This window comes from Pseudomonas sp. P116 (assembly GCF_020149425.1).
Lineage (GTDB): Bacteria > Pseudomonadota > Gammaproteobacteria > Pseudomonadales > Pseudomonadaceae > Aquipseudomonas > Aquipseudomonas anatoliensis.
Genome location: NZ_JACVHB010000006.1, coordinates 151,397 through 177,149, shown reverse-complemented (window position 1 = coordinate 177,149; position 25,753 = coordinate 151,397). Strand labels below are relative to the sequence as shown.

Annotated in this window: 21 protein-coding genes; 10 read left to right on the top strand and 11 right to left on the bottom strand. The window is 58.4% G+C overall.

Annotated elements, in window-relative coordinates:
- Positions 1-70: 70 nt before the first annotated feature.
- The 5 genes from ICA15_RS20910 to kdgD all read right to left on the bottom strand — a co-directional run bounded on the left by ICA15_RS20910 (position 71) and on the right by kdgD (position 6,701).
- A complete protein-coding gene (locus tag ICA15_RS20910) occupies positions 71-1,012 on the bottom strand; it encodes an AEC family transporter (protein ID WP_150604426.1) in 942 nt (313 codons plus the stop codon).
- A gap of 159 nt (positions 1,013-1,171) precedes the next feature.
- Positions 1,172-2,725: a galactarate dehydratase gene (garD, locus tag ICA15_RS20905; RefSeq protein WP_150617124.1), complete on the bottom strand. Its 1,554-nt coding sequence runs from the start codon at positions 2,723-2,725 to the stop codon at positions 1,172-1,174.
- 11 nt (positions 2,726-2,736) lie between these two features.
- Entirely contained in the window at positions 2,737-4,101 is a 1,365-nt protein-coding gene (locus ICA15_RS20900; protein WP_047299764.1) for an MFS transporter, read from the bottom strand.
- Between the two features lie 183 nt (positions 4,102-4,284).
- Positions 4,285-5,730 (bottom strand): aldehyde dehydrogenase family protein, encoded by a 1,446-nt coding sequence (locus ICA15_RS20895; protein ID WP_150604428.1) that lies wholly within the window; start codon positions 5,728-5,730, stop codon positions 4,285-4,287.
- A gap of 59 nt (positions 5,731-5,789) precedes the next feature.
- Entirely contained in the window at positions 5,790-6,701 is a 912-nt protein-coding gene (gene kdgD, locus ICA15_RS20890) for a 5-dehydro-4-deoxyglucarate dehydratase (protein WP_042557640.1), read from the bottom strand.
- A gap of 361 nt (positions 6,702-7,062) precedes the next feature.
- On the opposite strand from kdgD, the gene ICA15_RS20885 reads away from it, so the two are divergent.
- Positions 7,063-7,437, top strand: a complete 375-nt coding sequence (locus ICA15_RS20885) for a hypothetical protein (protein WP_210554513.1) — start codon at positions 7,063-7,065, stop codon at positions 7,435-7,437.
- Between the two features lie 4 nt (positions 7,438-7,441).
- On the opposite strand, the gene ICA15_RS20880 is transcribed toward ICA15_RS20885, so the two are convergent.
- From ICA15_RS20880 to ICA15_RS20865, 4 genes are all read right to left on the bottom strand, one after another.
- Positions 7,442-8,191, bottom strand: a complete 750-nt coding sequence (locus ICA15_RS20880) for a FadR/GntR family transcriptional regulator (protein WP_150617120.1) — start codon at positions 8,189-8,191, stop codon at positions 7,442-7,444.
- Between the two features lie 199 nt (positions 8,192-8,390).
- Positions 8,391-10,118, bottom strand: coding sequence for an ABC transporter ATP-binding protein/permease (locus ICA15_RS20875; protein ID WP_150617119.1), 1,728 nt, complete (start codon positions 10,116-10,118; stop codon positions 8,391-8,393).
- A gap of 96 nt (positions 10,119-10,214) precedes the next feature.
- On the bottom strand, positions 10,215-10,775 hold the full coding sequence (locus tag ICA15_RS20870) for a response regulator transcription factor (protein ID WP_042557635.1): 561 nt from the start codon (positions 10,773-10,775) through the stop codon (positions 10,215-10,217).
- On the bottom strand, positions 10,768-12,030 hold the full coding sequence (locus ICA15_RS20865; RefSeq protein WP_150604434.1) for an ATP-binding protein: 1,263 nt from the start codon (positions 12,028-12,030) through the stop codon (positions 10,768-10,770). The genes ICA15_RS20870 and ICA15_RS20865 overlap by 8 nt, the downstream gene beginning before the upstream one ends.
- A 311-nt stretch (positions 12,031-12,341) precedes the next feature.
- Here ICA15_RS20865 and ICA15_RS20860 point away from each other — a divergent pair, with 311 nt between their 5' ends.
- The 9 genes from ICA15_RS20860 (at position 12,342) to ICA15_RS20820 (ending at position 24,563) form a co-directional block, all read left to right on the top strand.
- Entirely contained in the window at positions 12,342-13,058 is a 717-nt protein-coding gene (locus tag ICA15_RS20860) for an SIMPL domain-containing protein (protein WP_150604435.1), read from the top strand.
- 779 nt (positions 13,059-13,837) lie between these two features.
- Positions 13,838-15,463, top strand: coding sequence for an ABC transporter substrate-binding protein (locus ICA15_RS20855; RefSeq protein WP_150617117.1), 1,626 nt, complete (start codon positions 13,838-13,840; stop codon positions 15,461-15,463).
- 300 nt (positions 15,464-15,763) lie between these two features.
- Positions 15,764-17,362 (top strand): ABC transporter substrate-binding protein, encoded by a 1,599-nt coding sequence (locus ICA15_RS20850; protein ID WP_150604437.1) that lies wholly within the window; start codon positions 15,764-15,766, stop codon positions 17,360-17,362.
- A gap of 174 nt (positions 17,363-17,536) precedes the next feature.
- Positions 17,537-18,913 carry an OprD family porin gene (locus ICA15_RS20845; RefSeq protein ID WP_150617116.1) on the top strand — a complete coding sequence of 459 codons (1,377 nt, stop codon included), beginning with the start codon at positions 17,537-17,539 and terminating at the stop codon, positions 18,911-18,913.
- 77 nt (positions 18,914-18,990) lie between these two features.
- On the top strand, positions 18,991-20,586 hold the full coding sequence (locus tag ICA15_RS20840) for an ABC transporter substrate-binding protein (protein ID WP_150604439.1): 1,596 nt from the start codon (positions 18,991-18,993) through the stop codon (positions 20,584-20,586).
- Between the two features lie 73 nt (positions 20,587-20,659).
- A complete protein-coding gene (locus ICA15_RS20835; protein ID WP_042557626.1) occupies positions 20,660-21,670 on the top strand; it encodes an ABC transporter permease subunit in 1,011 nt (336 codons plus the stop codon).
- Between the two features lie 4 nt (positions 21,671-21,674).
- Entirely contained in the window at positions 21,675-22,604 is a 930-nt protein-coding gene (locus ICA15_RS20830; protein ID WP_390896398.1) for an ABC transporter permease subunit, read from the top strand.
- A 10-nt stretch (positions 22,605-22,614) separates the two neighbouring features.
- Complete coding sequence (locus tag ICA15_RS20825; RefSeq protein ID WP_042557624.1) at positions 22,615-23,583, top strand: ABC transporter ATP-binding protein; 969 nt, start codon at positions 22,615-22,617, stop codon at positions 23,581-23,583.
- A complete protein-coding gene (locus ICA15_RS20820; RefSeq protein ID WP_210554512.1) occupies positions 23,583-24,563 on the top strand; it encodes a peptide ABC transporter ATP-binding protein in 981 nt (326 codons plus the stop codon). The genes ICA15_RS20825 and ICA15_RS20820 overlap by 1 nt, the downstream gene beginning before the upstream one ends.
- Before the next feature lie 211 nt (positions 24,564-24,774).
- Here ICA15_RS20820 and ICA15_RS20815 read toward each other — a convergent pair whose 3' ends face one another.
- Together ICA15_RS20815 and ICA15_RS20810 are read right to left on the bottom strand one after the other, a co-directional pair.
- Positions 24,775-25,035, bottom strand: a complete 261-nt coding sequence (locus ICA15_RS20815) for a hypothetical protein (protein WP_150617114.1) — start codon at positions 25,033-25,035, stop codon at positions 24,775-24,777.
- Between the two features lie 250 nt (positions 25,036-25,285).
- Positions 25,286-25,693, bottom strand: coding sequence for a hypothetical protein (locus tag ICA15_RS20810; protein WP_210554511.1), 408 nt, complete (start codon positions 25,691-25,693; stop codon positions 25,286-25,288).
- Positions 25,694-25,753: the final 60 nt, after the last annotated feature.

The window sequence follows — 25,753 nt, the reverse complement described above, 5'->3', positions numbered from 1 at the left end:
GGCAGCTCCTACAGTGAAATGCGCTCCCCTGTAGGAGCTGCCGGAGGCTGCGATCCTTTGATCTTGCCCTTCAGATCCACCCGCCCCACTGCAAGATGAAGATACCGACGTTGGTGGTGATCGCCGCCATCAGCGTGGTCAGCACAATAATCGCTGCCGCCAGTTCATGATTACCCTGCGCCGCCCGCGCCATGACAAAACTGGCTGCCGCCGTCGGGCTGCCGAAGTACAGAAACAGAATCCCCAGCTCCGCCCCGCGAAAACCGCACAGCCATGCGCCAAAGGTCGCGAGCACCGGCAAGCCGATCATCTTCACCAGACTAGAGCTGAGCGCCATGTTGCCGCTCTTGCGCAGCGCCGCCAGCGACAGCGTGCCGCCAATGCAGATCAACGCCAGCGGCAAGGTGGTTTGCGCCAGATACTGGCCAGAAGTTTCCAGCCATCCCGGCAGACTGATCTTGAAGTAGGCAAACGGCGCCGCCGCGATCACGCTGATGATCAGCGGATTGCTGAACACACTTTTGCAGATGCTCCACGGGTCGGACTTGATCACCGGGCTGTAGACCGCCAGCACAATGGTCGAGAGCGTGTTGTAGAACAGGATCACCAGCGCAGCGAGAATCGCCCCAAGCGAAATGCCGTAATCGCCGTACATGCTCGCGGCAAGTGCCAGGCCGATCACCCCGTTATTGCCGCGAAACGCGCCTTGGGTATAGATGCCGCGATCTTCGCGCGGACACTTGAAAATCGCCCAGCCCCACGCGACGGCGAAACTCACCAGCGTGGCAATCGAGAAGTAGATCAGCAGCGCCGGCTGCAACGCGGCGTGCAGGTCGGCATGCAGAATGCCGAGGAACAGCAGCGCCGGCATGGTGACGTTGAACACCAGCGACGATGCCGTGTGGATAAAGTTGTCGTTGATCCAGTCGATGCGCTTGAGCAACACACCGAGAAACAGCATGGCAAACACCGGCGCGGTGATGTTCAGGGTTTCGAGGAAGATTGCCAGCATGCCGGGGAGCCTTGGGTGAGCGTCGTTAGGGGCCTAATGATAAGCCACTGAGCCCAATTGAAGATCAAAAGATCGCAGCCTGCGGCAGCTCCTACAGGGAAAAATGCATTCCAAGGTAGGAGCTGCCGCAGGCTGCGATCTTTTCAAGGCAGCTCGGTCTCAGGTAATCGGCGCCGGATTGAACAACGTGATGTCGTTATGCAGCTTGTGCTTCTCCGCCCACGTCTGCTGTTTGCCGCTGGCAACATCCAGGTAGTAGTGGAACAACTCCCAGCCCAACTCCTCGATGGTCGCGCGCCCGGTGGCAATCCGCCCGGCGTCGATATCGATCAAGTCAGGCCAGCGCTGCGCCAGCTCCGTGCGCGTCGACACCTTCACCACCGGCGCCATCGCCAGCCCGTAAGGCGTGCCGCGTCCCGTGGTGAACACATGCAAATTCATCCCCGCCGCCAGTTGCAACGTGCCACAGACAAAATCACTGGCCGGGGTCGCGCAGAAAATCAAACCCTTCTGTTTAAAACGCTCACCCGGACCAAGTACGCCATTGATCGCGCTGCTGCCGGATTTGACGATCGAACCCAGCGACTTCTCGACAATGTTCGACAACCCGCCCTTCTTGTTGCCCGGCGTGGTGTTGGCACTGCGATCCGCTTCACCCTTGGCCAGATAGCGGTCGTACCAATCCATCTCGCGCACCAGTTCCTCGGCGACGGTTTTGGTTTGTGCCCGAGAGGTCAGCAGATAAATCGCGTCGCGCACTTCGGTGACTTCGGAAAACATCACCGTCGCCCCCGCCCGCAGCAGCAAGTCCGAGGCATAACCCAGCGCCGGATTAGCGGTGATCCCGGAAAACGCATCACTGCCGCCGCACTGCATACCCAGGATCAACTCGGAGGCCGGCACGGTTTCACGGCGGCGCTGGTCGAGTTTCTTCAGTCGAACCTCAGCCAACGCCATGATCTGCTCGATCATCTCGGTGAAACCGTGACTGGAATCCTGCAAGCGATACAGCCATGGATCGCTGAGATCGACCGAAGCGTCGTCCTCGTGCATCACCTGCCCGGCCTGCAACTTCTCGCAGCCCAGACTGATCACCAGCGCTTCGCCGCCCAGATTCGGGTTGCGCGCCAGATTGCGCACGGTGCGGATCGGGATGTAGGCGTCGGTGGCGGTGATCGCCACGCCGCAGCCGTAACTGTGGGTCAGCGCAACCACGTCATCGACATGCGGGTACTTCGGCAGCAGCTCATCCTTGATGCGTTTTACCGCGTGATCGAGCACGCCGGTGACGCACTGCACGGTGGTGGTGATCCCGAGAATGTTGCGCGTGCCGACAGTGCCGTCGGCGTTGCGATAACCCTCGAAGGTGAAACCCTCCAGCGGCGCCTGCGCCTCTGGCACCTCGGTGGACAACGGCAAGCTGTCCAGCGGCGGCGCGGTCGGCATGCGCAGTTGATCTTCCTTGACCCAACTGCCACGGGGAATCGGCTGCAACGCGTAGCCAATGATCTGGCCATAGCGAATCACCTGCCCGCCCTCGGGAATATCGACGAGGTTGACTTTGTGGCTCTGCGGGACGAAATCCACCGTCACCAGGCCATCGGCGAATTCGGTTCCGGCCGGAACACCTTGGTCATTGACCACTACCACCACGTTGTCCCGCTCGTGCAGGCGGATGTAGCGCGGCGAGTCGGAATGTTCAATCAACTGCATGACGCCGCTCCTCAGGAATGCGCTTGAGACAATTTACCGCTGGCTTCAACACCGCCAGTGGTTGGCGGCTCTTTGAGCACCACACGTTTGATCGGGCCGACGATCACCAGATAGCTGAACACCGCAACCAGTGCGTTGGCACCGACGAACACCAGCGCCCATTTGAACGAGCCGGTGGAACTGATGATGTAGCCAATCACGATCGGCGTGGTGATCGAAGCGATGTTGCCGAAGGTGTTGAACAGACCACCGCTCAGACCGGCGATTTGTTTAGGGGAGGTGTCGGAAACCACTGCCCAACCCAGTGCACCAACGCCTTTACCGAAGAATGCCAGAGCCATGAAGCCCACGACCATCCATTCAACATCTACATAGTTGCAGGCGACGATGCTGCTGGAAACCAGCAGGCCAGCAATGATTGGTGCCTTGCGGGCGAAGGTCAGCGAATGGCCCTTGCGCAGCAGGTAATCGGAAATCACCCCGCCCAGCACGCCACCGATAAACCCGCAGATCGCCGGCAACGAAGCGATGAAACCCGCCTTGAGGATGGTCATGCCGCGTTCCTGCACCAGATAAACAGGAAACCAGGTCAGGAAGAAATACGTGATGCCGTTGATGCAGTACTGACCCAGATACACGCCGAGCATCATGCGGTTGGTCAGCAACTGGCGGATGTAGTCCCATTTCGGGCCGTCGGATTTTTTGCCGCGCTGATCCATGTCGACCATGCCGCCATTGTCAGCGATGTGCTTGAACTCGGCATCGTTGATGCTCGGGTGTTCGCGCGGGCTGTGGATAACCTTCAGCCAGATCAGCGAGAAGACGATACCGAGGATACCCATGACGATGAACACGTGTTCCCAGCCGAAGCTGTAGACGATCCAGCCCATCAGCGGTGCGAACAACACGGTGGCAAAGTATTGCGCCGAGTTGAAGATCGCCGAAGCGGTGCCGCGTTCAGCGGTCGGGAACCAGGCCGCGACAATGCGTGCGTTGCCGGGGAAGGACGGCGCCTCGGCCAGGCCCACCAGGAAGCGCAGCATGAACAGCGCAACAATCGCCGTGGACATGCCGAACTCACCGACAAAGCCTTGCAGCACGGTGAACAGCGACCAGGTGAAAATGCTCAGGGCATAGACTTTTTTCGAGCCGAAGCGATCAAGCAGCCAGCCACCGGGAATTTGCCCGGCCACGTAGGCCCAACCGAATGCGGAGAAGATATAGCCGAGGGTGACCGCGTCGATGCCGAGGTCTTTTTGCAGGCTGGAACCGGCGATCGCAATGGTCGCGCGGTCGGCGTAGTTGATCGTGGTCACCAGAAACAGCATGAGCAGGATCAAATAGCGGACGTGAGTCGGCTTTTGAGTCGGTTGCATGTAGATGTACTCCCACTGATTATTTTTATGCGCGGGTGAATCTGTTGTATTCGCTTGCTCCCTGTAGGAGCTGCCGAAGGCTGCGATCTTTTGATCTTGATCTCAAAAAACAGGATCAAAAGATCGCAGCCTTCGGCAGCTCCTACAGGGGTGCGGTGTCGGGGTCGACACCGCGTGCTCCATTCAGGAACCGATGTAGCTGGTCTTCACGACCGTGTAGAACTCTTGCGCATAGCGGCCTTGCTCACGTGAGCCATAGGATGAACCCTTACGGCCACCGAACGGAACGTGGTAATCCACGCCGGCGGTCGGCAGGTTGACCATCACCATCCCGGCCTGGGAATGACGTTTGAAGTGGTTGGCGTACTTCAGCGACGTGGTGGCGATGCCGGCCGACAGACCGAATTCGGTGTCGTTGGCCATGGCCAGCGCAGCGTCGTAATCGGCAACGCGAACGATGTTGGCCACCGGGCCGAAAATCTCTTCGCGGCTGATGCGCATCGATGCTTCGCTGTCGGCAAACAGCGTTGGCGCGAGGTAGTAACCTTCGGTGTCGCAGGTCACCAGACCGCCGCCGCTGACCAGACGCGCACCTTCGGACTGGCCGATGTCGATGTATTTCATGTCCTGTTCAAGCTGCGCCTGCGAAACCACCGGACCGATATCGGTGCCGGATTTCAGCGCGTGGCCGACCTTGATCGACTTCATGCGTTCGGCCATGGCTTCGACGAACTTGTCGTGAATCCCGGCGGTGACGATCAAGCGGCTCGATGCCGTGCAACGTTGGCCGGTGGAGTAGAACGCGCTCTGCACCGACAACTCCACCGCTTGCTTAAGGTCGGCGTCGTCGAGAATGATCTGCGGGTTCTTGCCGCCCATTTCCAGCTGAACCTTGGCCTGACGCGACACGCAGTTGACCGCGATCTGCCGACCCACGCCGACGGAACCGGTGAAGCTGATGCCATCGACTTTCGGGCTCTGCACCAGTGCATCGCCAACTACACGGCCGCTGCCCATCACCAGGTTGAACACGCCAGCCGGGAAGCCTGCACGGGAGATGATTTCGGCCAGCGCCCAAGCGCAGCCCGGTACCAGATCGGCAGGTTTCAAAACCACGCAGTTACCGTAGGCCAGGGCCGGAGCGATTTTCCACGATGGAATGGCGATCGGGAAATTCCACGGGGTGATCAGACCGACCACACCCAGCGCTTCGCGGGTGACTTCGACGTTTACGCCCGGGCGCACCGACGGCACGTAATCGCCGGACAAACGCAGGCATTCACCGGCGAAGAACTTGAAGATGTTGCCGGCGCGGGTCACTTCGCCGATGGCTTCGGGCAGGGTCTTGCCCTCTTCCCGGGCCAGCAGAGTACCGAGTTCTTCGCGACGAGCGAGGATTTCCGAGCCAACCTTATCCAGCGAATCGTGACGGGCCTGAATACCCGAAGTCGACCATGCCGGGAAAGCTGCACGCGCAGCGTCGATGGCGGCGTGAACTTGCGCCAGATCTGCCTTGGCGTAGTCGCCGATGGTGTCGCTCAGCTCGGACGGGTTGATGTTGGCCGAGTAATCGGAACCGGCGACCCATTCACCGTTGATGTAGTTGTCGTAGCGTTTTGAATCAGTCACTGAAATCGCTCCTCACGCAAAAGGCCGCTGATTGCTCAGCGGCCTTATCTATAGAGTTGTTATTGCGCACCTTGCTTGTCGATCAGCGCAGCGAGCATTTCGTACTCTTCGCCAGTCAGATCGGTCAGCGGCGCCCGCACCGGGCCTGCGTCGTAGCCGGCGATTTTTGCGCCTGCCTTGACGATGCTCACGGCATAACCGGCCTTGCGGTTACGGATGTCGAGGTATGGCAGGAAGAAGTCGTCGATGATCTTGCCAACAGTGGCGTGATCTTCGCGGGCAATGGCGTGGTAGAAATCCATCGCGGTTTTCGGAATGAAGTTGAACACTGCCGAGGAGTAAACCGGCACGCCCAGCGCCTTGTAGGCGGCGGCATAGACTTCGGCGGTCGGCAAACCACCCAGGTAGCTGAAGCGATCACCGAGGCGGCGACGGATCGACACCATCAACTCGATATCACCCAGACCGTCCTTGTAACCGATCAGGTTCGGGCAGCGCTCGGCCAGACGTTCCAGCAGTGGCGCGGTCAGGCGGCAGACGTTGCGGTTGTAAACCACCACGCCGATCTTCACCGATTTACACACGGCTTCAACGTGAGCGGCGACACCGTCCTGGCTGGCTTCGGTCAGGTAATGCGGCAGCAGCAACAGACCTTTTGCGCCCAGACGCTCGGCTTCCTGTGCGTATTCGATGGCCTGACGAGTCGAACCGCCCACGCCGGCCAGAATCGGCACGCTGGTTTCGCAGGTATCGACGGCAGTCTTGATGATTTCCGAGTATTCACTGGCGGCCAGCGAGAAGAATTCACCGGTGCCACCGGCGGCGAACAGGGCCGAAGCACCGTACGGGGCCAGCCATTCCAGACGTTTGATATAGCCCGCGCGGTTGAAATCGCCCTGCGCGTTGAAATCGGTCACCGGGAAAGACAGCAGGCCGGCAGAGAGGATGGACTTCAGTTCTTGTGGATTCATTATTCGAACACCCTGGTAGCAACGTTTTTTGTGATTGGATCGTTCAGCTATTCGCCGAGGTTGTAGGTCATCGTACAACTTAAAAAATAACCGTCAACTGCATTTCATCGTTGAGAGTGCTTTTTTGTCCGACAAGATTGTTATCAATGGCACGCAAAGCCCCTGTAGGAGCTGCCGCAGGCTGATCTTTTGATCTTCTTTCAGAAAATCAAAGTCAAAAGATCGCAGCCTGCGGCAGCTCCTACAGGTGGCATCGCAATAAATGGAAATAGACGGTTTAAAACGAGACAGGCGGGATTCTCGTACCGTGCAAACCCGCCGTGAATGGATCACGGCACACCTCGCATGGAGAGCGCCCCCGATGGATTTTGCCCCACCCGAACTTCCGCAATTTCTGCCTCATACATCTGAAACAGCAACCGTGAACCTGTCGGCGTTGAGCGACGAACTGATCGTTCAAGTGCCCGATTCCAGCGATTTTGCGGCGAACTGGAGCGTCTACGCGATTCTGGGCGATGACCCCGAGGAGCCCGAATGGGCGAGCGAAGAAGTCAACACTGGCACTTGGGATGACGCCGAGGACGAGATGGAAAAACTGACGGGCATCGAACTGCACATTCCGAAAGAGGTACTACTGTCGTACCTGCATTCGGAAATCGAACTGCGCTACAAATTTCAGGACGAGTCCAGCTTGGAGCCCTATTCAGAGCCGTTGCTGCTACGGATCGAAGCGTGAGCGACTAACCCCGCTGCGCCTGCGCCTCTTCATGGGCCTGGCGCAGTCTTTCGCGGCTGTTGGTCAGGTGAAGACGCATGGCCGCACGCGCTGCATCGGAATCCTGACGGGCGATAGCCTCGTAGATTTCCTCGTGCTCACGGCTCAGGCGACTCATGTAGTGTTGCTGATCATCATGGGCCAGGCGCGCCGAATTCAGTCGCGTGCGCGGAATGATGCTGGTACCCAGGTGAGTCATGATGTCGGTGAAATAGCGGTTGCCGGTGGACAGGGCGATTTCCAGGTGGAACGCAAAGTCAGAGGCGACGGCATCACTGGCGTGGGCAACGCTGTCGTTCAGCGCATCGAGGGCGGCGCGCATGGTCGCCAGTTGCTCGGGGCTGCGACGTTGCGCGGCAAGGCCGGCGGATTCCACTTCGAGGCTGATGCGTAATTCGAGAATCGCCAGCACGTCACGCAGGGTGACGACGGTGGCCGGGTCGATGCGAAAACCGCTGGGGCTCGGCGTATCGAGTACGAAAGTGCCGATGCCGTGGCGGGTTTCTACCTGGCCTGCGGCCTGCAAACGGGAAATCGCCTCCCGCACCACGGTGCGGCTGACGCCATGGGCTTCCATGATCGCCGACTCGGTAGGCAACTTGTCGCCACGCTTGAGCAGGCCGTCACGGATCTGCTCGCTGAGCACCGTCACCAATTCCTGAGCCAGGCTGCGGCGCTTGCGGGGGAGGCGCGGGGTTTCGATCAGGTTTTCCATGGTCTACGTCTTGTCTCGAAAGTTCGGCTTGTGGGCATCATAGCTCAAGCGGGTTGTACGATCACCGGCCGGATCACATCGGCCCTGTAGGAGCTGCCGCAGGCTCGGGCCGCGATCGGACGATCTTTTGATCTTGTTTCAGAAAATCAAAGTCAAAAGATCGCAGCCTGCGGCAGCTCCTACAGGAGATTTGTGTGGGTCAGGCGGTCACGGTTTGTTCAACCAGGTGGCCGTTGTCGATTCGCACATGCCGTGGGTGGAACCGCTTCAGGCTGCTACGGTGACCAACACTGACAATGCTCAACTCGGGCAACTGGTCGATCAGCGCCTGATAAAGCGTGGCTTCGTCTTCTTCATCCATCGCCGAGGTGGCTTCGTCCATGTACAGCCAGTGCGGTGCATAAAGCAGTGCGCGGGCGAAGGCCAGGCGTTGCTGTTCACCGGGCGAGAGCATCCGCTGCCAGTGATTGGCCTCATCCAGACGCGCGACCAGATGCGGCAAGCGGCAGGTTTCCAGCACTTGCGCGTATCGTTCGGGTGAATAGGTGTCGCCCGCCTGTGGATAACTCAAGGCCTCGCGCAGGGTGCCGATCGGCAGATAAGGTTTCTGCGGCAGAAACAGATAACGCGCCGCCGGCAGCCGAATGCTGCCGTGCCCCGCGGGCCACAAATGCCCCATCGCCCGCAGCAACGTCGACTTGCCGCTGCCGGAGCGGCCGCTGAGCATCACCCGATCACCCGGTTCAACGGTCATGTCGGCGCTGGTCAGCAAGTGGCGGCCGTCGGCCAGATCCAGCCCCAGGTTGTGGACTTTCAATTCACTGCCCTGATTCTGCACATCAATGGCCGGCGCACGTTGTTCATTGTCGGTCATGGCTTGACGGAAACTCAGCAGACGATCACAAGTGGCGCGCCAGGAAGCGAGGCTCTGGTACGCACTGATGAACCAGCTGAAACTCTCCTGAACGTTGCCGAATGCCGAGCTGATCTGCATCAACTCACCGAGTTCGATCTTGCCAGCGAGATAACGCGGCGAGGCCACGATGAACGGGAAGATGATGGCCGCCTGGCTGTAACCGGCGGTGAAGAACGTCAGGCGCTTGGACACTTTCATGATGTCCCAGAAGTTGTGCCAGACATTCCCGAAGCGAGCGCTCAACCGACGATTTTCGTTCGGTTCGCCGTTGTACAACGCGATGCTTTCAGCGTTCTCGCGAATCCGCACCATGGAAAAACGCAGGTCGGCTTCAAAGCGTTGTTGTTGGTTGTTCAGGCCGATCAAACGACGACCGATCAAATGCGTCAGCCAGCTACCGACCACGGCGTAAACCAGCACGCACCAGAACATGTAGCCGGGAATGGTGATGCCAAAGACTTCGATGCTGCCCGACACGCCCCACAGAATGATCGAGAACGACACCAGGCTGACGATATTGCGCAGCAACCCGATACCCAGTTCAAGGGTGTTGGAGGTGAAGTTGTTGAGGTCTTCGGAAATTCGCTGGTCCGGGTTATCGGTATAACCGCCCTGCTCCAGCTGGTAGTAGTTCTTGTCGGCGAGCCAACGCGAGAAATGCTTTTCAGTGAGCCAGGCCCGCCAGCGTATCGTCAGCATCTGAGTCAGATAAAGCCGATATACCGCCCCGACAATCGCCACCGCCGCTATCGCACAGAAGTACAGAATCAGCTGCCAGAACGCCGCCTCGTCCTTCTTCTGCAGCGCGTTGTAAAAGTCCTTGTACCAGGTGTTGAACCACACCGAGATGCCCACACTGAGCAGCGAGAGCGCTATCACCGCAATCAACAGTGTCCAGGCCTGGATCTTCTCTTCACTGCGCCAGTAAGGCGTGATGATCGCCCATACTTTGCGAAAAAACTGCCCGCGCACAGCATCGTTGACCGCGGAGTATTCAGCGTTCTGATTCATGGATAAGGCTCGATATAGATAAGAACAGACACGCGCCGATCATAGATGATCGGCGCGTTTTATCGCGAGGGCTGGCGATGGTCGTTCAGCGCAGGTTCAGCGACGAACCGGGCGCTTCTGCAGTTTGCGCTGCAGGGTGCGGCGGTGCATGCCCAAGGCGCGGGCAGTGGCGGAGATGTTGCCTTCGTGTTCGGTGAGCACGCGCTGGATGTGTTCCCACTGCAGGCGGTCGACCGACATCGGGTTTTCCGGCACCAGGCTGTCGAGGTCGGCGTGCTCGGAGAGCAGCGCGGCCAGGACATCGTCGGCATCGGCCGGTTTGCACAGGTAGTTGCAGGCGCCGCGCTTGATCGCTTCGACAGCGGTGGCAATGCTCGAATAACCGGTAAGGATCACCACGCGCATTTCCGGGTCCAGCTCCAGCAGCTTGGGCAGCAGCACCAGACCGGAATCGCCGTCCATTTTCAGGTCGAGCGCGGCGTAGTCCGGGATATCGGCCTGCGCGATGGTAATGCCTTCTTCGGCTGAACCTGCGGTGCTGACGCGAAAACCGCGGCGGGCCATGGCACGGGCCATCACTCGGGTAAAGGTCGCGTCATCGTCGACCAGCAGCAAATGCGGCAGTTCTTCGCCTTCGACTTGGATTTCGTCACTCATGTTGGTCTCCTCGGGCGCCGTGGGGCAGGCGCAGCTCGGTGAGCGTGCCGCCTTCCTCATGACTATAGAGTTTCACTGAGCCGCCGGCGCGTGTCACGCTGGCCTTGCTCAAAAACAGGCCCAGGCCGAAACCTTTGCCCTTCGTGGTAAAAAATGGTTTGCCGATCTGCTCGGCGATGGCCAGTGGCACACCGGCGCCGTGATCGCGAATGCTGATGGTCAGGTCTTCCGTGTCCCAGTCCAGCGTCACTTTGAGGTTTTCCGGGCAGGCATCGGCGGCATTGTTGAGCAGATTCAACAGGGCCTGGGTCAGATCCGGCGGCGGCGCCATGCGCGGCACCGTGCCCTGACCGAGACGGTGGAAGCGATAACTGGCTTCCGGACGCATCAGGTGCCAGCGGTTCAGCGCTTCGTCGAGCCACACGGTGACATCCTGCATTTCCACCGCCAAACGACGATTGGCCTCAGCGGCGCGCACCAGTTGCTGCAAGGTTTCCTTGCACAACTTGACCTGATCCTGCAGCACCTTCAGATCGTCCTGCAGCAGCGGATCGGGATGATCCTGCTGCATCTCCTTGAGCAACACGCTCATGGTCGCCAGCGGCGTGCCCAGTTCATGGGCGGCGCCGGCGGCTTGCGTGGCGACGGCGAGCAGTTGCTGATCGCGCAGGCCTTCTTCACGGCGAATTGCACGCAGCTCTTCCTGGCGACGCAACTCTTCAGCCATGCGCGCAGCGAAGAAAGTGATCACCGCCGCAGCGAGGGCAAAGCTCAGCCACATGCCGTAGATCTGCAGGTTTTCGCGGGCAACCGGCAGGGTTTCCAGCGGATAGAACCGCGTCAGCATCACGGTGTACAAGGCCAGCGCGATGCCGGACAGAATCACCGAATAGCGCCATGGCAGCGTGACCGCAGCGATAGTCAGCGGTACCAGATAATAGGAAACGAACGGGTTGGTCGAACCGCCGGAGAAATACAGCAGCGCGCTGTGGATAACCAGGTCGCAGGCCAGTTGCAAGGCGTATTCCAGCTCGGTCACCGGCCAGGAGGTACGCAGGCGCACGGCGGTGAACACGCAAAGCAGTATCGAGCAGCCAAGGGTCATCGCCAGTTGCACCCACGGCAACGGCAACAGCTCCAGCCAATAGGCCAGGCCTACGGAACCGGCCTGCGCGGCGAGCACCAGCGTGCGGATGAAAGTCAGCCGCCAGAGGTTCTGGCGAGTGGCGGAAGTCAGTTGTACGGGGGCGAGCATGAGCTCTCCTGATGAGCGCTCCAGGCGGATCGCACGGAGTATAACCAAGCCGCGGCCTCCAGAGGCGAAAGTGCGGCAAACGACCACATGGCAGAAAAGTGGTTGGAGGCTATAAGGACTCCATCGCCAGCAGGCTGGCTCCCACATTTTGAAATGCATTCCCCTGTGGGAGCCAGCCTGCTGGCGATTGGCTGCGCAGCAGCCACCAGTCATCTGTATCGAAGTTGTAACTGGGCGAACCGGATCATTAAAGCTAGAGTCTGATGGTTTCACGCAGGCCCACGAACCTGCGCCCTCATCAAGGAGCTTTCATGCATACATTTCGCCGCAGCGCCGCCCTCCTCGCCCTGACCGTCGGCAGCGTCGCCAGCCTTCCAGCACTGGCCGCCGATGAGCTGCACTACAACCAGATTTCCCTGCGCGCCGAAGTCAGCCAGGAAGTCGCCCGCGACCTGATGATCGTGACCCTCTACACCGAAGAACAAAACACCGACCCGGCCAAACTCGCCGCCGACGTCAGCACTACCATGAACAAGGCATTGGCCCAGGCCAAGCAAGTCAAAGACATCACCCTGCGCCAGGGCAGCCGCAACAGCTACCCGATCTACGACACCAAGGGCCAGAAAATCACCGGCTGGCGTGAACGCGCCGAACTGCGTCTGGAAAGCGCCGACTTCGCCGCCCTGTCCAAACTCACCGGCGAACTGCTCGGCGATCTGAAAATGGGCGGCATGGACTTCGCCATCGCCAACCCGACCCGCAAATCCAGCGAAGACGCGCTGCTCAAAGAAGCCGTCACCGCCTTCAAGGCCCGCGCCCAATTGGCCACCGACGCACTCGGCGGCAAGGGCTACAAAATCGTCAACCTGAACCTCAACGCTAACGGTTATCCACAACCGTACATGCGCGCGCCGATGATGATGAAAGCGGCCGGCATGGATTCGGCACCGGTGACTCCTGAAGTTGAAGCGGGTACCAGCCAGGTCAGCATGACCGCTGATGGCTCGATTGAAGTGCTGATGCAGTGATGTGATGTGGGTTGAATGAGAAACCGGCGATCAGTGAATGATCGCCGGTTTTTTTGTGCCTGGATTTTGTGCTGAATGATTTGCCGCCATCGCTGGCAAGCCAGCTCCCACAGGAAGCAAAAGCCAGATCAAAAGATCGCAGCCTTCGGCAGCTCCTACAGAGGAGGCAAGTACAACCCGCACGCGGCGAAGTCCGCCCCACTCAACACAATGAGCGTTAGCTCGAGTGCAGCTCTTGATCTCAAGAGCCCGTCGGAAGGCGATGCGCCCGGAATAATCGCGGAGCGAAGGAACCCGAGCCACGGCGAGGGCCGTACGTCAGGGCGAAACCCTAAGCAGCCACACCCGCAGCAACGGATCCCCCCCAAAAAAACACCCCAAAAACAAAAAGGCGCTACCAAAAGAACCACCGTCAGTTGCACCCAGTAAAACCCCAACAAAAAAGCCCAACGCCAGCCCCCACAAGCCCCCCACACAAATCTCAAAAAAATCCTACAAAACCAACGGTATAAATAAGTAACACCCAGCCCCAAGCCAGCGCACAAAACGTGAACGACGCACCATATTGGGGCTTCATTTGCACCGTAAAAACCACCCGCAAACGGTCAAATGCGTCAAAAGTTATACGGATGCGACATTAAGGTACGTTCGTGCCACCGTTTGAGGCCGCCGACCGCTCTGGATCTTGCATTGGGTATGGCGCCTGCATAAGTATCCGCAGGCACGACTCACGAGGTCGTACCTCAAATCAAAAAATGACAACAAATCATGAGGCCAACATGCTTAAACACGCGGTCATTCCGTTTTTAGTCGGCGCAGGCTTGTTAGCCTCCGCACCTTTCGCATCCGCTGCGACTAACCTGGTGTTCTGCTCCGAAGGGAGCCCGGCCGGTTTTGATCCAGGCCAGTACACCACCGGAACAGACTTCGACGCCTCTGCCGAAACCATGTTCAACCGCCTGACCCAGTTCGAGCGCGGCGGCACCGCCGTGATTCCTGGTCTGGCGACCAAGTGGGACATTTCCGATGACGGCCTGACTTACACCTTCCACCTGCGTGAAGGCGTCAAGTTCCACACCACTCCGTACTTCAAGCCGACCCGTGAGTTCAACGCCGACGACGTGCTGTTCACCTTTAATCGCATGATTAACAAGGATGACCCGTTCCGTAAGGCGTACCCGACCGAATTCCCGTACTTCACCGACATGGGGATGGACACCAACATCACCAAGATCGATAAAGTCGACGACCACACCGTCAAGTTCACCCTCAAGGAAGTTGATGCCGCGTTCATCCAGAACATGGCCATGAGCTTCGCCTCGGTGCAGTCCGCCGAGTACGCAGCCCAGCTGCTTAAAGATGGCAAGCCTGCCGACATCAACCAGAAACCGGTCGGCACCGGCCCGTTCGTGTTCAAGAGCTACCAGAAAGACTCCAACATCCGCTTCACCGGGAACAAGGACTACTGGAAGCCTGATGACGTGAAGATCGACAACCTGATCTTCGCCATCACCACCGACCCGTCGGTACGTATTCAGAAGCTGAAAAAGAACGAGTGCCAGGTCACCCTGTTCCCACGTCCGGCTGACCTGAAAGCGCTGAAAGAAGACAAGTCGCTGAAGATGCCTGACCAGGCCGGTTTCAACCTGGGCTACATCGCTTACAACGTGATGGACAAGGTCAAAGGCAGCGACGAGAAAAACCCGCTGGCCGACCTGCGCGTTCGTCAGGCCATGGACATGGCCGTCAACAAGCCGCAGATCATCGATTCGGTTTATCAGGGTGCGGGCCAACTGGCCGTCAACGCCATGCCGCCGACCCAGTGGTCTTACGACACCACCATCAAGGACGCCAAGTACGATCCTGAGAAAGCCAAGCAGCTCCTCAAGGAAGCCGGCGTCAAGGAAGGTACCGAAATCGTCCTGTGGGCGATGCCGGTTCAGCGTCCGTACAACCCGAACGCCAAACTGATGGCTGAAATGCTCCAGTCCGACTGGGCCAAGATCGGCTTGAAAGTGAAGATCACCAGCTACGAATGGGGCGAGTACATCAAGCGTTCCAAAGGTGGCGAGAACCAGGCCATGATCATTGGCTGGAGCGGTGACAATGGTGATCCGGACAACTGGCTGAACGTGTTGTTTGGTTGCGACTCGCTCAGCGGCAACAACTTCTCCAAGTGGTGCGACAAGAAATTCGATGGCCTCGTCAAAGAAGCCAAGCGCACGACAGACCAGGGCAAGCGCACCGAACTGTACAAACAGGCGCAACACGTCCTCAAAGATGCAGTCCCAATGACACCTATCGCTCACTCGACGGTGTATCAACCCATGCGCGCCAACGTGCAGGACTTCAAGATCAGCCCGTTCGGCTTGAACTCCTTCTACGGCGTCAGCGTCAGCAAGTAAAAAAGCAGCGGCGACGTTTTCAGCGTCGCCGCTGTTTTTTCTGCCGATTAGTTAGGAATTTGCCTACAGCTGTTTCCTCCCTGCTTTACCAGGGAGATACAGGTCGTGTTGCCTTTTCCTACGAGTCTTTAGGACTCAACGCATTTACTGCCAGACCCACGGCTCCTACCGTCGGGTTCTGACCAGTGACTGCGTGGGCTAACGGTTTTGCTGTCCGTACTGGTTTGAGCTTGATGCAGCCACAACCTCCCTGGACGGGATCGCGGCGCATCAAAACACCACTAAACAAGAGGGAGCGTCATGCGCCATACCTTGGTTTTTTCCGCATTGCTGGGCGCCGGCCTGTTGGCCGCCACGTCTGCAAGCCACGCCGCCAGCAACAGTCTGGTGTTCTGCTCCGAAGGCAGTCCGGCGGGTTTTGATACCGCGCAATACACGACGGCCACCGATAACGATGCCGCCGAGCCGCTGTACAACCGCTTGGTGGAGTTTGAAAAAGGCGCGACCAATGTCGTACCGGGCCTGGCCACCCAGTGGGATATTTCCGAGGACGGCCTCAAGTACACCTTTCACCTACGTGAGGGTGTGAAATTTCATACAACGCCTTACTTCAAGCCAACACGCGATTTCAACGCCGACGACGTACTGTTTACTTTTAATCGCATGCTGGATGCGCAACAGCCATTCCGTAAGGTTTATCCGACCGAGTTCCCGTATTTCAACGGGATGAGCCTGAACAAGAACATTGCCAAGGTCGAGAAGACCGGGCCGCTGACAGTGGAGTTCACGCTCAACAGCGTCGACGCCGCGTTCATCCAGAACATTGCCATGAGTTTTGCTGCCATCCTGTCCGCCGAATACGCCGACAAGCTCATGGCCGAAGGCAAACCGAGCGACATCAACCAGAAGCCGATCGGTACCGGGCCGTTCGTGTTCAAGAGCTATCAAAAAGACTCGAACATTCGTTACACCGGCAACCCCCACTACTGGGACCCGAGCCGGGTAAAACTGAAAAACCTGATCTTCGCGATCAACACCGACGCTTCGGTGCGCGTGCAAAAACTCAAGGCCGGCGAATGCCAGATCACTCTGCATCCGCGTCCTGCCGATGTTGAAGCACTGAAGGCCGACCCGAAGCTGCAACTGATCTCCAAGCCCGGTTTCAACCTCGGCTACATCGCTTATAACGTGCGCCACAAACCGTTCGACCAGCTCGAAGTGCGTCAGGCGCTGGACATGGCGGTGAATAAACAAGGGATTCTCAACGCTGTTTATCAAGGTGCTGGCCAACTGGCGGTCAACGCCATGCCACCGACGCAGTGGTCCTACGACGACAGCATCAAAGACGCCGCCTACAACCCGGAAAAAGCTAAAGAGCTGCTCAAGGCTGCCGGCGTGAAAGAAGGCACCGAGATCACCCTGTGGGCGATGCCGGTACAGCGACCGTACAACCCCAACGCCAAGCTGATGGCCGAAATGCTTCAGGCCGACTGGGCCAAGATCGGTCTGAAAGTGAAAATCGTCAGCTATGAATGGGGCGAGTACATCAAGCGCACCAAGAACGGTGAGCATGACATCAGCCTGATCGGCTGGACCGGTGACAACGGTGACCCGGACAACTGGCTCGGCACGCTGTACAGCTGCGATGCCATCGGCGGCAACAACTACTCCATGTGGTGCGATCCGGCTTACGACAAGCTGATCAAAGAGGCCAAGGTCGTCACCGATCGCGACCAGCGCACCGCGCTCTATAAACAGGCTCAGCAGTTGCTTAAACAGCAAGTGCCGATCACGCCTGTCGCCCACTCGACGGTCAACCAGCCGTTAAGCACTCGGGTTGAAGGGTTCAAGGTGAGCCCTTTCGGCCGCAACGTGTTCTCGGGTGTCAGTATCGATTAACCCAACCGATTAGCCGCAACGCTGAGGGGGAATGTCTACCCCCTCACGCAAGCGCTTTGCCTAAATTCGCCAATAGGCTTTTTGCAAACGTTTGCGATGTGTGAATGAGTTCTAAACCAATAACCGGCCAACCCAAAAAAGCCGGCATAAAAAGAAAGTAAAGGAGCTTCACCCATGAAACTGAGCAGCACCGCGATACTGGCCCTGGCCATAAGCAGCATCACCGCCGGAGCCCATGCTGAAAGCGTCAGCCAGGCATTCGTTCCAACGCAACTGGCCAGCACCAGCGCCCAATCCGAAGCCAAAGGCTTCATCGATGGCCAAAGCCTGTCGGGTTCGACCCGTAACTGGTACGCCAACGAAGACAAGCAGCGCGGCGGCACCTTCAATTACGAGCGCCACGGCGAAACCCTGACCGGTTCGCGCCGGATCAACTGGGTTCAGGGCACCATCCTGAACTACACCTCGGGCTTCACCCAAGGCACCGTGGGTATCAGTACCGAAGTGGCGGCTTACAACGCCATCGCACTGGATCGCAGCCGCGAGGACATCAAGGGCGGTTCCAACCGTACCCTCGCCCACTCCAACGGCGACGCAGTCGATCAGTGGAGCAAACTCGGCCTGGCCAACGTCAAGGCGCGTATCTCAAACACCACCCTGACCGCCGGCCGCATGAACTTCAGCAGCCCGATCGTCGATGTCATCGGCAACCGTCCGCTGCCTTCGAGCTTCGAAGGTGTAGCGATCCACAGTGAAGAATTCGATAACCTGTCGTTCGACCTCGCCACGTTCGACCGCGTGTCGCCACGTACCGAGCAGAGCCTGTCGAAGTTCCGTACCGAATACAGCAACACCGGTGTTGAAACCGACCACGTCAACACCGCCGGCGTGAACTATCAGCCGCTCAAGAGCCTGAAAACCAGCCTCTACGCAACCCAGGCTGAAGACTTCTGGAACCAGTACTACTTCGGCGCCACTCACGAACTGGGCGACAGCTCGGTACTGAGCCTGACCACCGGCCTGAACTACTACAAGACCGTCGACGAAGGCAAAAGGTTGATGGGCCAGATCGACAACGACACCTACTCGCTGTCGTTCGGTCTGACTCACCAGGCGCACAGCCTGACCTTCTCGTATCAGGAAGTGAACGGTAACGAGTACTTCGACTACCTGCACGAAACCAACGGCATCTACCTGGCCAACTCCCTGCTGTCGGACTTCAACGGACCGAACGAGAAGTCCTTCCAGATTGCCTACGGCATCAACATGGCCGAGTACGGTATTCCTGGCCTGAAGTTCAACGCCTATAGCGCTCGCGGCTGGGGCATCGACGGTACTCACTACGTCGGTACCGCTTACGACGTGAACAAAATGGACGGCGAACACCATTACGAATACGGCATCGGCTCCTCGTACGCCGTGCAAAGCGGCCCGCTCAAGGCCACCACTATTCGCGCGACCTACACCACCCACCGCGCCAGTGAAAACCAGTCCGACGGCAGCATCAACGAGTTCCGTCTCGTGACCACAGTTCCATTCAACATCCTGTAAAAACGCCAACCGACGGCTGACTCATGATGAGTCGGCCGTTCGGTTTTTTGTCTTCAACCGATTGCAGAGGGTTATCGATGAAAATGCTTCCCCTACGTGCGGCCGTCGCTGCCGCGTTGTTGAGCGCCGCCATCGGCGTCTCGGCCAAACCCTTGGTGGTCTGCACCGAAGCCAGTCCGGAAGGCTTCGACATGGTCCAGTACACAACTGCAGTCACTGCCGATGCGGTGGCCGAAACGATCTTCAACCGTCTGGTCGACTTCAAGCCTGGCACCACCGAAGTGGTCCCTGCGCTGGCCGACTCCTGGGAAATCAGCGATGACGGTCTGACGTACACGTTCCACCTGCGCAAAGGCGTCAAGTTTCACACCACCGAATACTTCAAGCCGACCCGTGACATGAATGCCGACGATGTGCTTTGGAGCTTCCAGCGTCAGCTGGACCCGAATCACCCGTGGCACAAACTATCGAGCGTGGGCTTCCCGTACTTTGAAAGCATGGGCTTCAAGGAACTGCTCAAGAACGTGGAAAAGGTTGACGACAACACCGTCAAGTTCACCCTGACCCGCCGCGAAGCACCGTTCCTTGCCGATGTGGCCATGCCGTTCACCGCGATCTACTCCGCCGAGTACGCCGATCAGTTGCTCAAGGCCAACAAGACCGGCGATCTCAACAACAAGCCTGTCGGCACCGGCCCGTTCGTCTTCCAGCGCTACGCCAAAGACGCGCAGGTGCGCTTCAAGGCCAACGCCGAGTACTTCCGTGGCAAGCCACCAGCCGACGCGTTGATTCTGGCGATCGCCACCGACAACAACGTGCGCCTGCAAAAGCTCAAGGCCAACGAGTGCCAGATCGCGCTGTATCCGAAACCGGATGACATCCCGAGCATCAAGAAAGACAGCAATCTGAAGGTTGATGAGCTGAACGCGATGACCGTTTCGTACATCGCCATGAACACCCAGCACAAATACATGAGCGACGTGCGCGTGCGTAAGGCGATCGACATCGCCTTCGACAAAGCCGCTTACGTCAATGCGCTGTTCGGCAAGGGCAATGCGACCGTCGCGGTCAACCCGTACCCGGACACCCTGCTCGGCTACAACACCGAGCTGAAGAACCCGCCACGTGACCTCGACAAGGCTCGCGCCCTGCTCAAGGAAGCCGGGGTACCGGAAGGCACCGTGTTTACCCTGTTTACCCGCAACGGCGGCGGCCCGACCAACCCGAACCCGATGCTTGGCGCGCAGATGATGCAGGCTGACCTGGCGAAAGTCGGGATCAAGATCGACATCCGCGTCATGGAATGGGGCGAAATGCTTAAACGCGCCAAGGCCGGCGAGCACGACATGGTCTCGGCCGGATGGGCGGGTGACAACGGCGACCCGGATAACTTCCTGACGCCTATGCTCAGTTGCGAAGCCGCCAAGAACGGCGAAAACTACGCGCGCTGGTGCAACGAGAAATTCCAGGCACTGATCGACGAAGCACGGGCTAAAGTAGATCCGGCCGAACGCGCCAAGCTGTATGAACAAGCCCAGGTGATCTTTAACCAGGATCAACCATGGATCAGCATGGCCCACACCCGTATGTTTACTGCAATGCGCAACAACGTAGAGGGCTATCACATCAGCCCCCTGACAACTAATAACTTCGCCACCACCCAGGTGAAGTAGATAAGAAACTCCCGGCCTCCCTGATCCCAGGGAAGCCGGGCACGCCTAACCGGCTGATGAGGTACCACACAAGATGTTTAGTTTTATTGCCCGCCGACTGGGGTTGTTGATCCCCACGTTTTTCGGCATCACCCTGCTGACTTTCGCGTTGATTCGCATGATTCCTGGCGACCCCGTGGAAGTGATGATGGGCGAACGTCGGGTCGACCCCGAAATGCACGCTCAGGCAATGGAACGCCTAGGTCTGAACAAACCGTTGTATGCCCAGTACCTGGACTACATCGGCAAACTGGCCCAAGGCGATCTCGGCGAATCCCTGCGTACTCGTGAGAGCGTATGGACCGAGTTCACCTCTCTTTTCCCGGCGACCCTGGAACTGTCCATGGCCGCCCTGCTGTTCGCCGGCATTCTGGGCCTTCTGGCCGGGGTGATTGCGGCACTCAAGCGAGGATCATTATTCGACCATGGGGTGATGGGCATCTCCCTCGCGGGTTATTCGATGCCGATCTTCTGGTGGGGCCTGATCCTGATCATGTTCTTCTCGGTGAGCCTGGGCTGGACGCCGGTATCCGGGCGGATCGACCTGCTCTACGACATCGAGCCACGCACCGGTTTCATGCTGATCGATACGCTGCTGGCCGATGACATGGGCGCGTTCCTCGATGCCCTGCATCACCTGATCCTGCCGGCCATCGTGCTCGGCACCATCCCGCTGGCCGTCATCGCGCGGATGACCCGTTCGTCGATGCTCGAAGTGCTGCGCGAAGACTACATCCGTACCGCCAAGGCCAAGGGCCTGTCGCCATCGCGCGTAGTGTTCGTCCACGGTCTGCGTAACGCGCTGATTCCGGTGCTGACGGTTGTGGGTCTGCAAGTCGGTACTTTGCTGGCCGGTGCTGTCCTGACCGAAACCATTTTCTCCTGGCCCGGCATTGGCAAATGGCTGATTGAAGCCATCGGCGCCCGGGACTATCCGGTCGTGCAAAACGGCATCCTGTTAATCGCCTGCCTGGTGATTCTGGTCAACTTCGTGGTGGATATCCTCTACGGCTTTGCCAACCCACGCATCCGTCATCAGCGCTGAGATCATGACCATGACCACTCCAGCTTCAACTCAAAATCAAGCGGTAGCAGTCGATCAAAGCCTGCTGTATCCGTCCCCGTACAAAGAATTCTGGCAAGCGTTTTCCAAGAACAAAGGTGCCGTTGCCGGCCTGATGTTCATGTTGCTGGTGATTTTCTGCGCGCTGTTCGCCCCTTGGGTGGCGCCGCATAACCCGAGCGAGCAATACCGCGACTTCCTGCTGACGCCACCGGCGTGGCTTGAAGGCGGGCAGATGCAATTTTTGCTCGGCACCGATGAACTGGGCCGTGACCTGCTGTCGCGTCTGATCCAGGGTTCGCGCCTGTCGCTGCTGATCGGCTTGTCGTCGGTCGTGATGTCGCTGATCCCGGGGATTCTGCTCGGTCTGTTCGCCGGTTTCTTCCCGAAGATGATTGGCCCGACCATCATGCGTCTGATGGACATCATGCTGGCCCTGCCGTCCTTGCTGCTGGCTGTGGCGATTGTCGCCATCCTCGGCCCTGGCCTGATCAACACCGTGATCGCCATTGCTGTGGTGTCCCTGCCGTCGTATGTACGTCTGACCCGCGCTGCGGTGATGGGCGAACTGAACCGCGACTACGTGACCGCCGCGCGCCTGGCCGGTGCCGGTCTGCCACGCCTGATGTTCATCACCGTGCTGCCGAACTGCATGGCACCGCTGATCGTTCAGGCAACCCTGAGTTTCTCTTCGGCGATTCTCGATGCCGCTGCCCTGGGCTTCCTCGGTCTTGGCGTACAACCGCCAACCCCTGAGTGGGGCACCATGCTGGCCTCGGCCCGCGACTACATCGAACGCGCCTGGTGGGTGGTGAGCCTGCCTGGTTTGACCATTTTGCTCAGCGTGCTGGCAATCAACCTGATGGGCGACGGTCTGCGCGATGCGCTGGACCCGAAACTCAAGAATGCCGCCTGAGGAGATTCAAATGTCACTGTTGGAAATCAAGAATCTCAACGTTCGTTTCGGCGACAAGAACGCTGTGCCGGTGGTCGATGGCCTCGACATCAGCGTCGACAAGGGCGAGGTGCTGGCGATCGTGGGCGAGTCCGGTTCGGGCAAATCCGTGACCATGATGGCGCTGATGGGCCTGATCGAACACCCGGGGATCGTCACCGCCGATGCGCTGAATTTCGACGGCAAGAACATGCTCAAGCTGAGCAACCGTCAGCGTCGGCAGATCGTCGGTAAAGACCTGGCGATGGTCTTTCAGGACCCGATGACTGCGCTCAACCCGAGCTACACCGTCGGTTTCCAGATCGAAGAAGTGCTGCGCCTGCACCTGAAAATGTCCAGCAAGCAAGCACGCAAACGCGCCATCGAACTGCTGGAAAAAGTTGAAATCCCGGGCGCGGCCAGCCGTATGGACGCCTACCCGCATCAACTGTCCGGTGGTATGAGCCAGCGCGTTGCAATCGCCATGGCAATTGCCGGTGAGCCGAAACTGCTGATCGCCGATGAACCGACCACTGCACTCGACGTGACGATTCAGGCACAGATCATGGATCTGCTGCTGGCGTTGCAGAAAGAGCAGAACATGGGCCTGGTGCTGATCACTCACGACCTCGCGGTCGTCGCTGAAACCGCCCAACGGGTGTGCGTGATGTACGCCGGCCAAGCGGTTGAAGTCGGCCAAGTGCCGCAACTCTTCGACATACCGGCGCACCCGTACAGCGAAGCGCTGCTCAAGGCGATTCCGGAACACAGCCAGGGCGCCGACCGTCTGGCGACACTGCCGGGCATCGTCCCGGGCCGTTACGACCGTCCGCAGGGTTGCCTGTTGTCGCCGCGCTGCCCGTACGTGCAGGAAAGTTGCCGCGCGCAGCGTCCGACCCTTGATCCGAAAAGCCACAGCCTCGCCCGCTGCTTCTACCCGCTGAACCAGGAGGTGGCGTAATGGCCGTCGTACTTACCGCCCGCGACCTGACCCGTCACTACGAAGTGTCCCGTGGCCTGTTCAAGGGCCACGCGACCGTGCGCGCGCTTAACGGCGTGTCATTCGAACTGGAAGCCGGCAAGACTCTCGCGGTTGTAGGCGAGTCGGGTTGCGGCAAATCCACTTTGGCGCGTGCCCTGACCCTGATTGAGGAGCCGTCGTCCGGCTCGCTGAAAATCGCCGGGCAAGAAGTAGCCGGCGCCGACAAGGCCCAGCGCAAGCAACTGCGCAAAGACGTGCAGATGGTCTTCCAGAGCCCGTACGCCTCGTTGAACCCACGGCAGAAAGTCGGTGATCAACTGGCTGAGCCATTGCTGATCAACACCAGCCTGTCCGCCGCCGAACGCCGCGAGAAAGTCCAGGCGATGATGAAGCAGGTCGGCTTGCGTCCTGAGCATTATCAGCGTTATCCGCACATGTTCTCCGGTGGTCAGCGCCAGCGTATTGCGTTGGCTCGGGCGATGATGCTGCAACCGAAAGTGCTGGTGGCGGACGAACCGACCTCGGCGCTCGACGTGTCGATTCAGGCGCAGGTGCTGAACCTGTTCATGGATCTGCAGCAGGAGTTCAACACCGCTTACGTGTTCATCTCGCACAACCTCGCGGTGGTGCAACACGTGGCCGATGACGTGATGGTGATGTACCTCGGTCGCCCGGTGGAAATGGGCCCGAAGAACGACATCTACGAACGCCCTCTTCACCCGTACACCCAGGCGCTGCTGTCGGCGACCCCGACCATCCACCCGGACCCGAACAAGTCGAAAATCAAGATCGTCGGCGAACTGCCCAACCCGCTGAACCCGCCACCGGGCTGCGCTTTCCACAAGCGCTGCCCGTACGCGACCGAGCGTTGCAGCACTGAAGAGCCGGCATTGCGCTTGCTCGACAATCGGCAGGTGGCTTGCCACTACGCCGAGCAGTTCCTTGATGGTGCGGCGTAAGCATTTCCCGAGTCTGATGCAAAAACTGTAGGAGTGAGCCTGCTCGCGATGGCGTTGTCCCAGTCAACATCTTCATTGACTGAACGACCGCTATCGCGAGCAGGCTCACTCCTACAGGGATCGCATTTCACATAGAGTGAGTGTTAACCAGACCCCTTCTACATCGACTGTGCATCAGTGGAGGCAGACGGGGTTTTTCTTTGCCTGCAATCTACGTCTGGCTATCGCCTTCGTCCGGATCGTCAGAGTCCGGCTCGTCTGTCATCGAATCATCGTCATCAGCGGTTCCACCCTGCCCCTGATCGCCCGGCTCGGATTCAGACTTGGCGAGCATCAGCCCGCTATGCCCCACCTGCCCGTTGAAGGCCTGGGAATCATGATCCTCGCACTCGGCCCAGGCCGTTGCGGTGCCGAGAGACAGCAGGACCATCACTTTCAACAGCAACAAAACGCGTAGCAATCTGTTTCTCATGATCGATTCCATCCTGTGCAGGTGCGACACAAATGCTGATCAAGTTAAAAAAGTTCCGATCAGCAGTGTTCATCTGATAGGACGTCTCAGAATGAGGGAAAATGCCTTGAGAATGCAGATCCATTGGCGATAACGTCTATATCGAATTTCACTACCGAAGAAGATTGCCACGCTGTCAACAAATAAACCCCACTGCTTTCGTAGGGGGGTCTATTCGCAACTTCAAAATGACCATCTTCTTTCCAGCTGACTACTGTTCAAACCTTACGTTTATATCTGCACTTATTTCTTTCGTTTGTGTCCAATCATCATCGTTCCTTACGATACTTTTAAAAGTAAGCCTCACACTACTTTCTTTAAAATCAATATTACCCTTGTAGTTTCCAGATATTGAATACCAGCTATAACCTTCCTCCCAGTTGTCCAAGACAGCATTCGCAAAACGCCCATCGCCAACGCCAAACTCCGCTGATACTTCCCCGGTAGGACCATCGTTTCTGTAATTGAACCCGACACCGATATCTCCGTACCTTCCAATTATCTGGAGCCCCCCATCCTCCGCCATATGACCGAGCAGCTCATTGGCAATAAATTCACTCTTATCCACGGTGAACCGAATTGTTCCAGATATTTTGGTCATTTGTTGTACTGGCAACATACCCACCTCCTTCCAAGTGTTAGAGAAAAAATTCCTCTAACACTTTTATACAATGGAAAA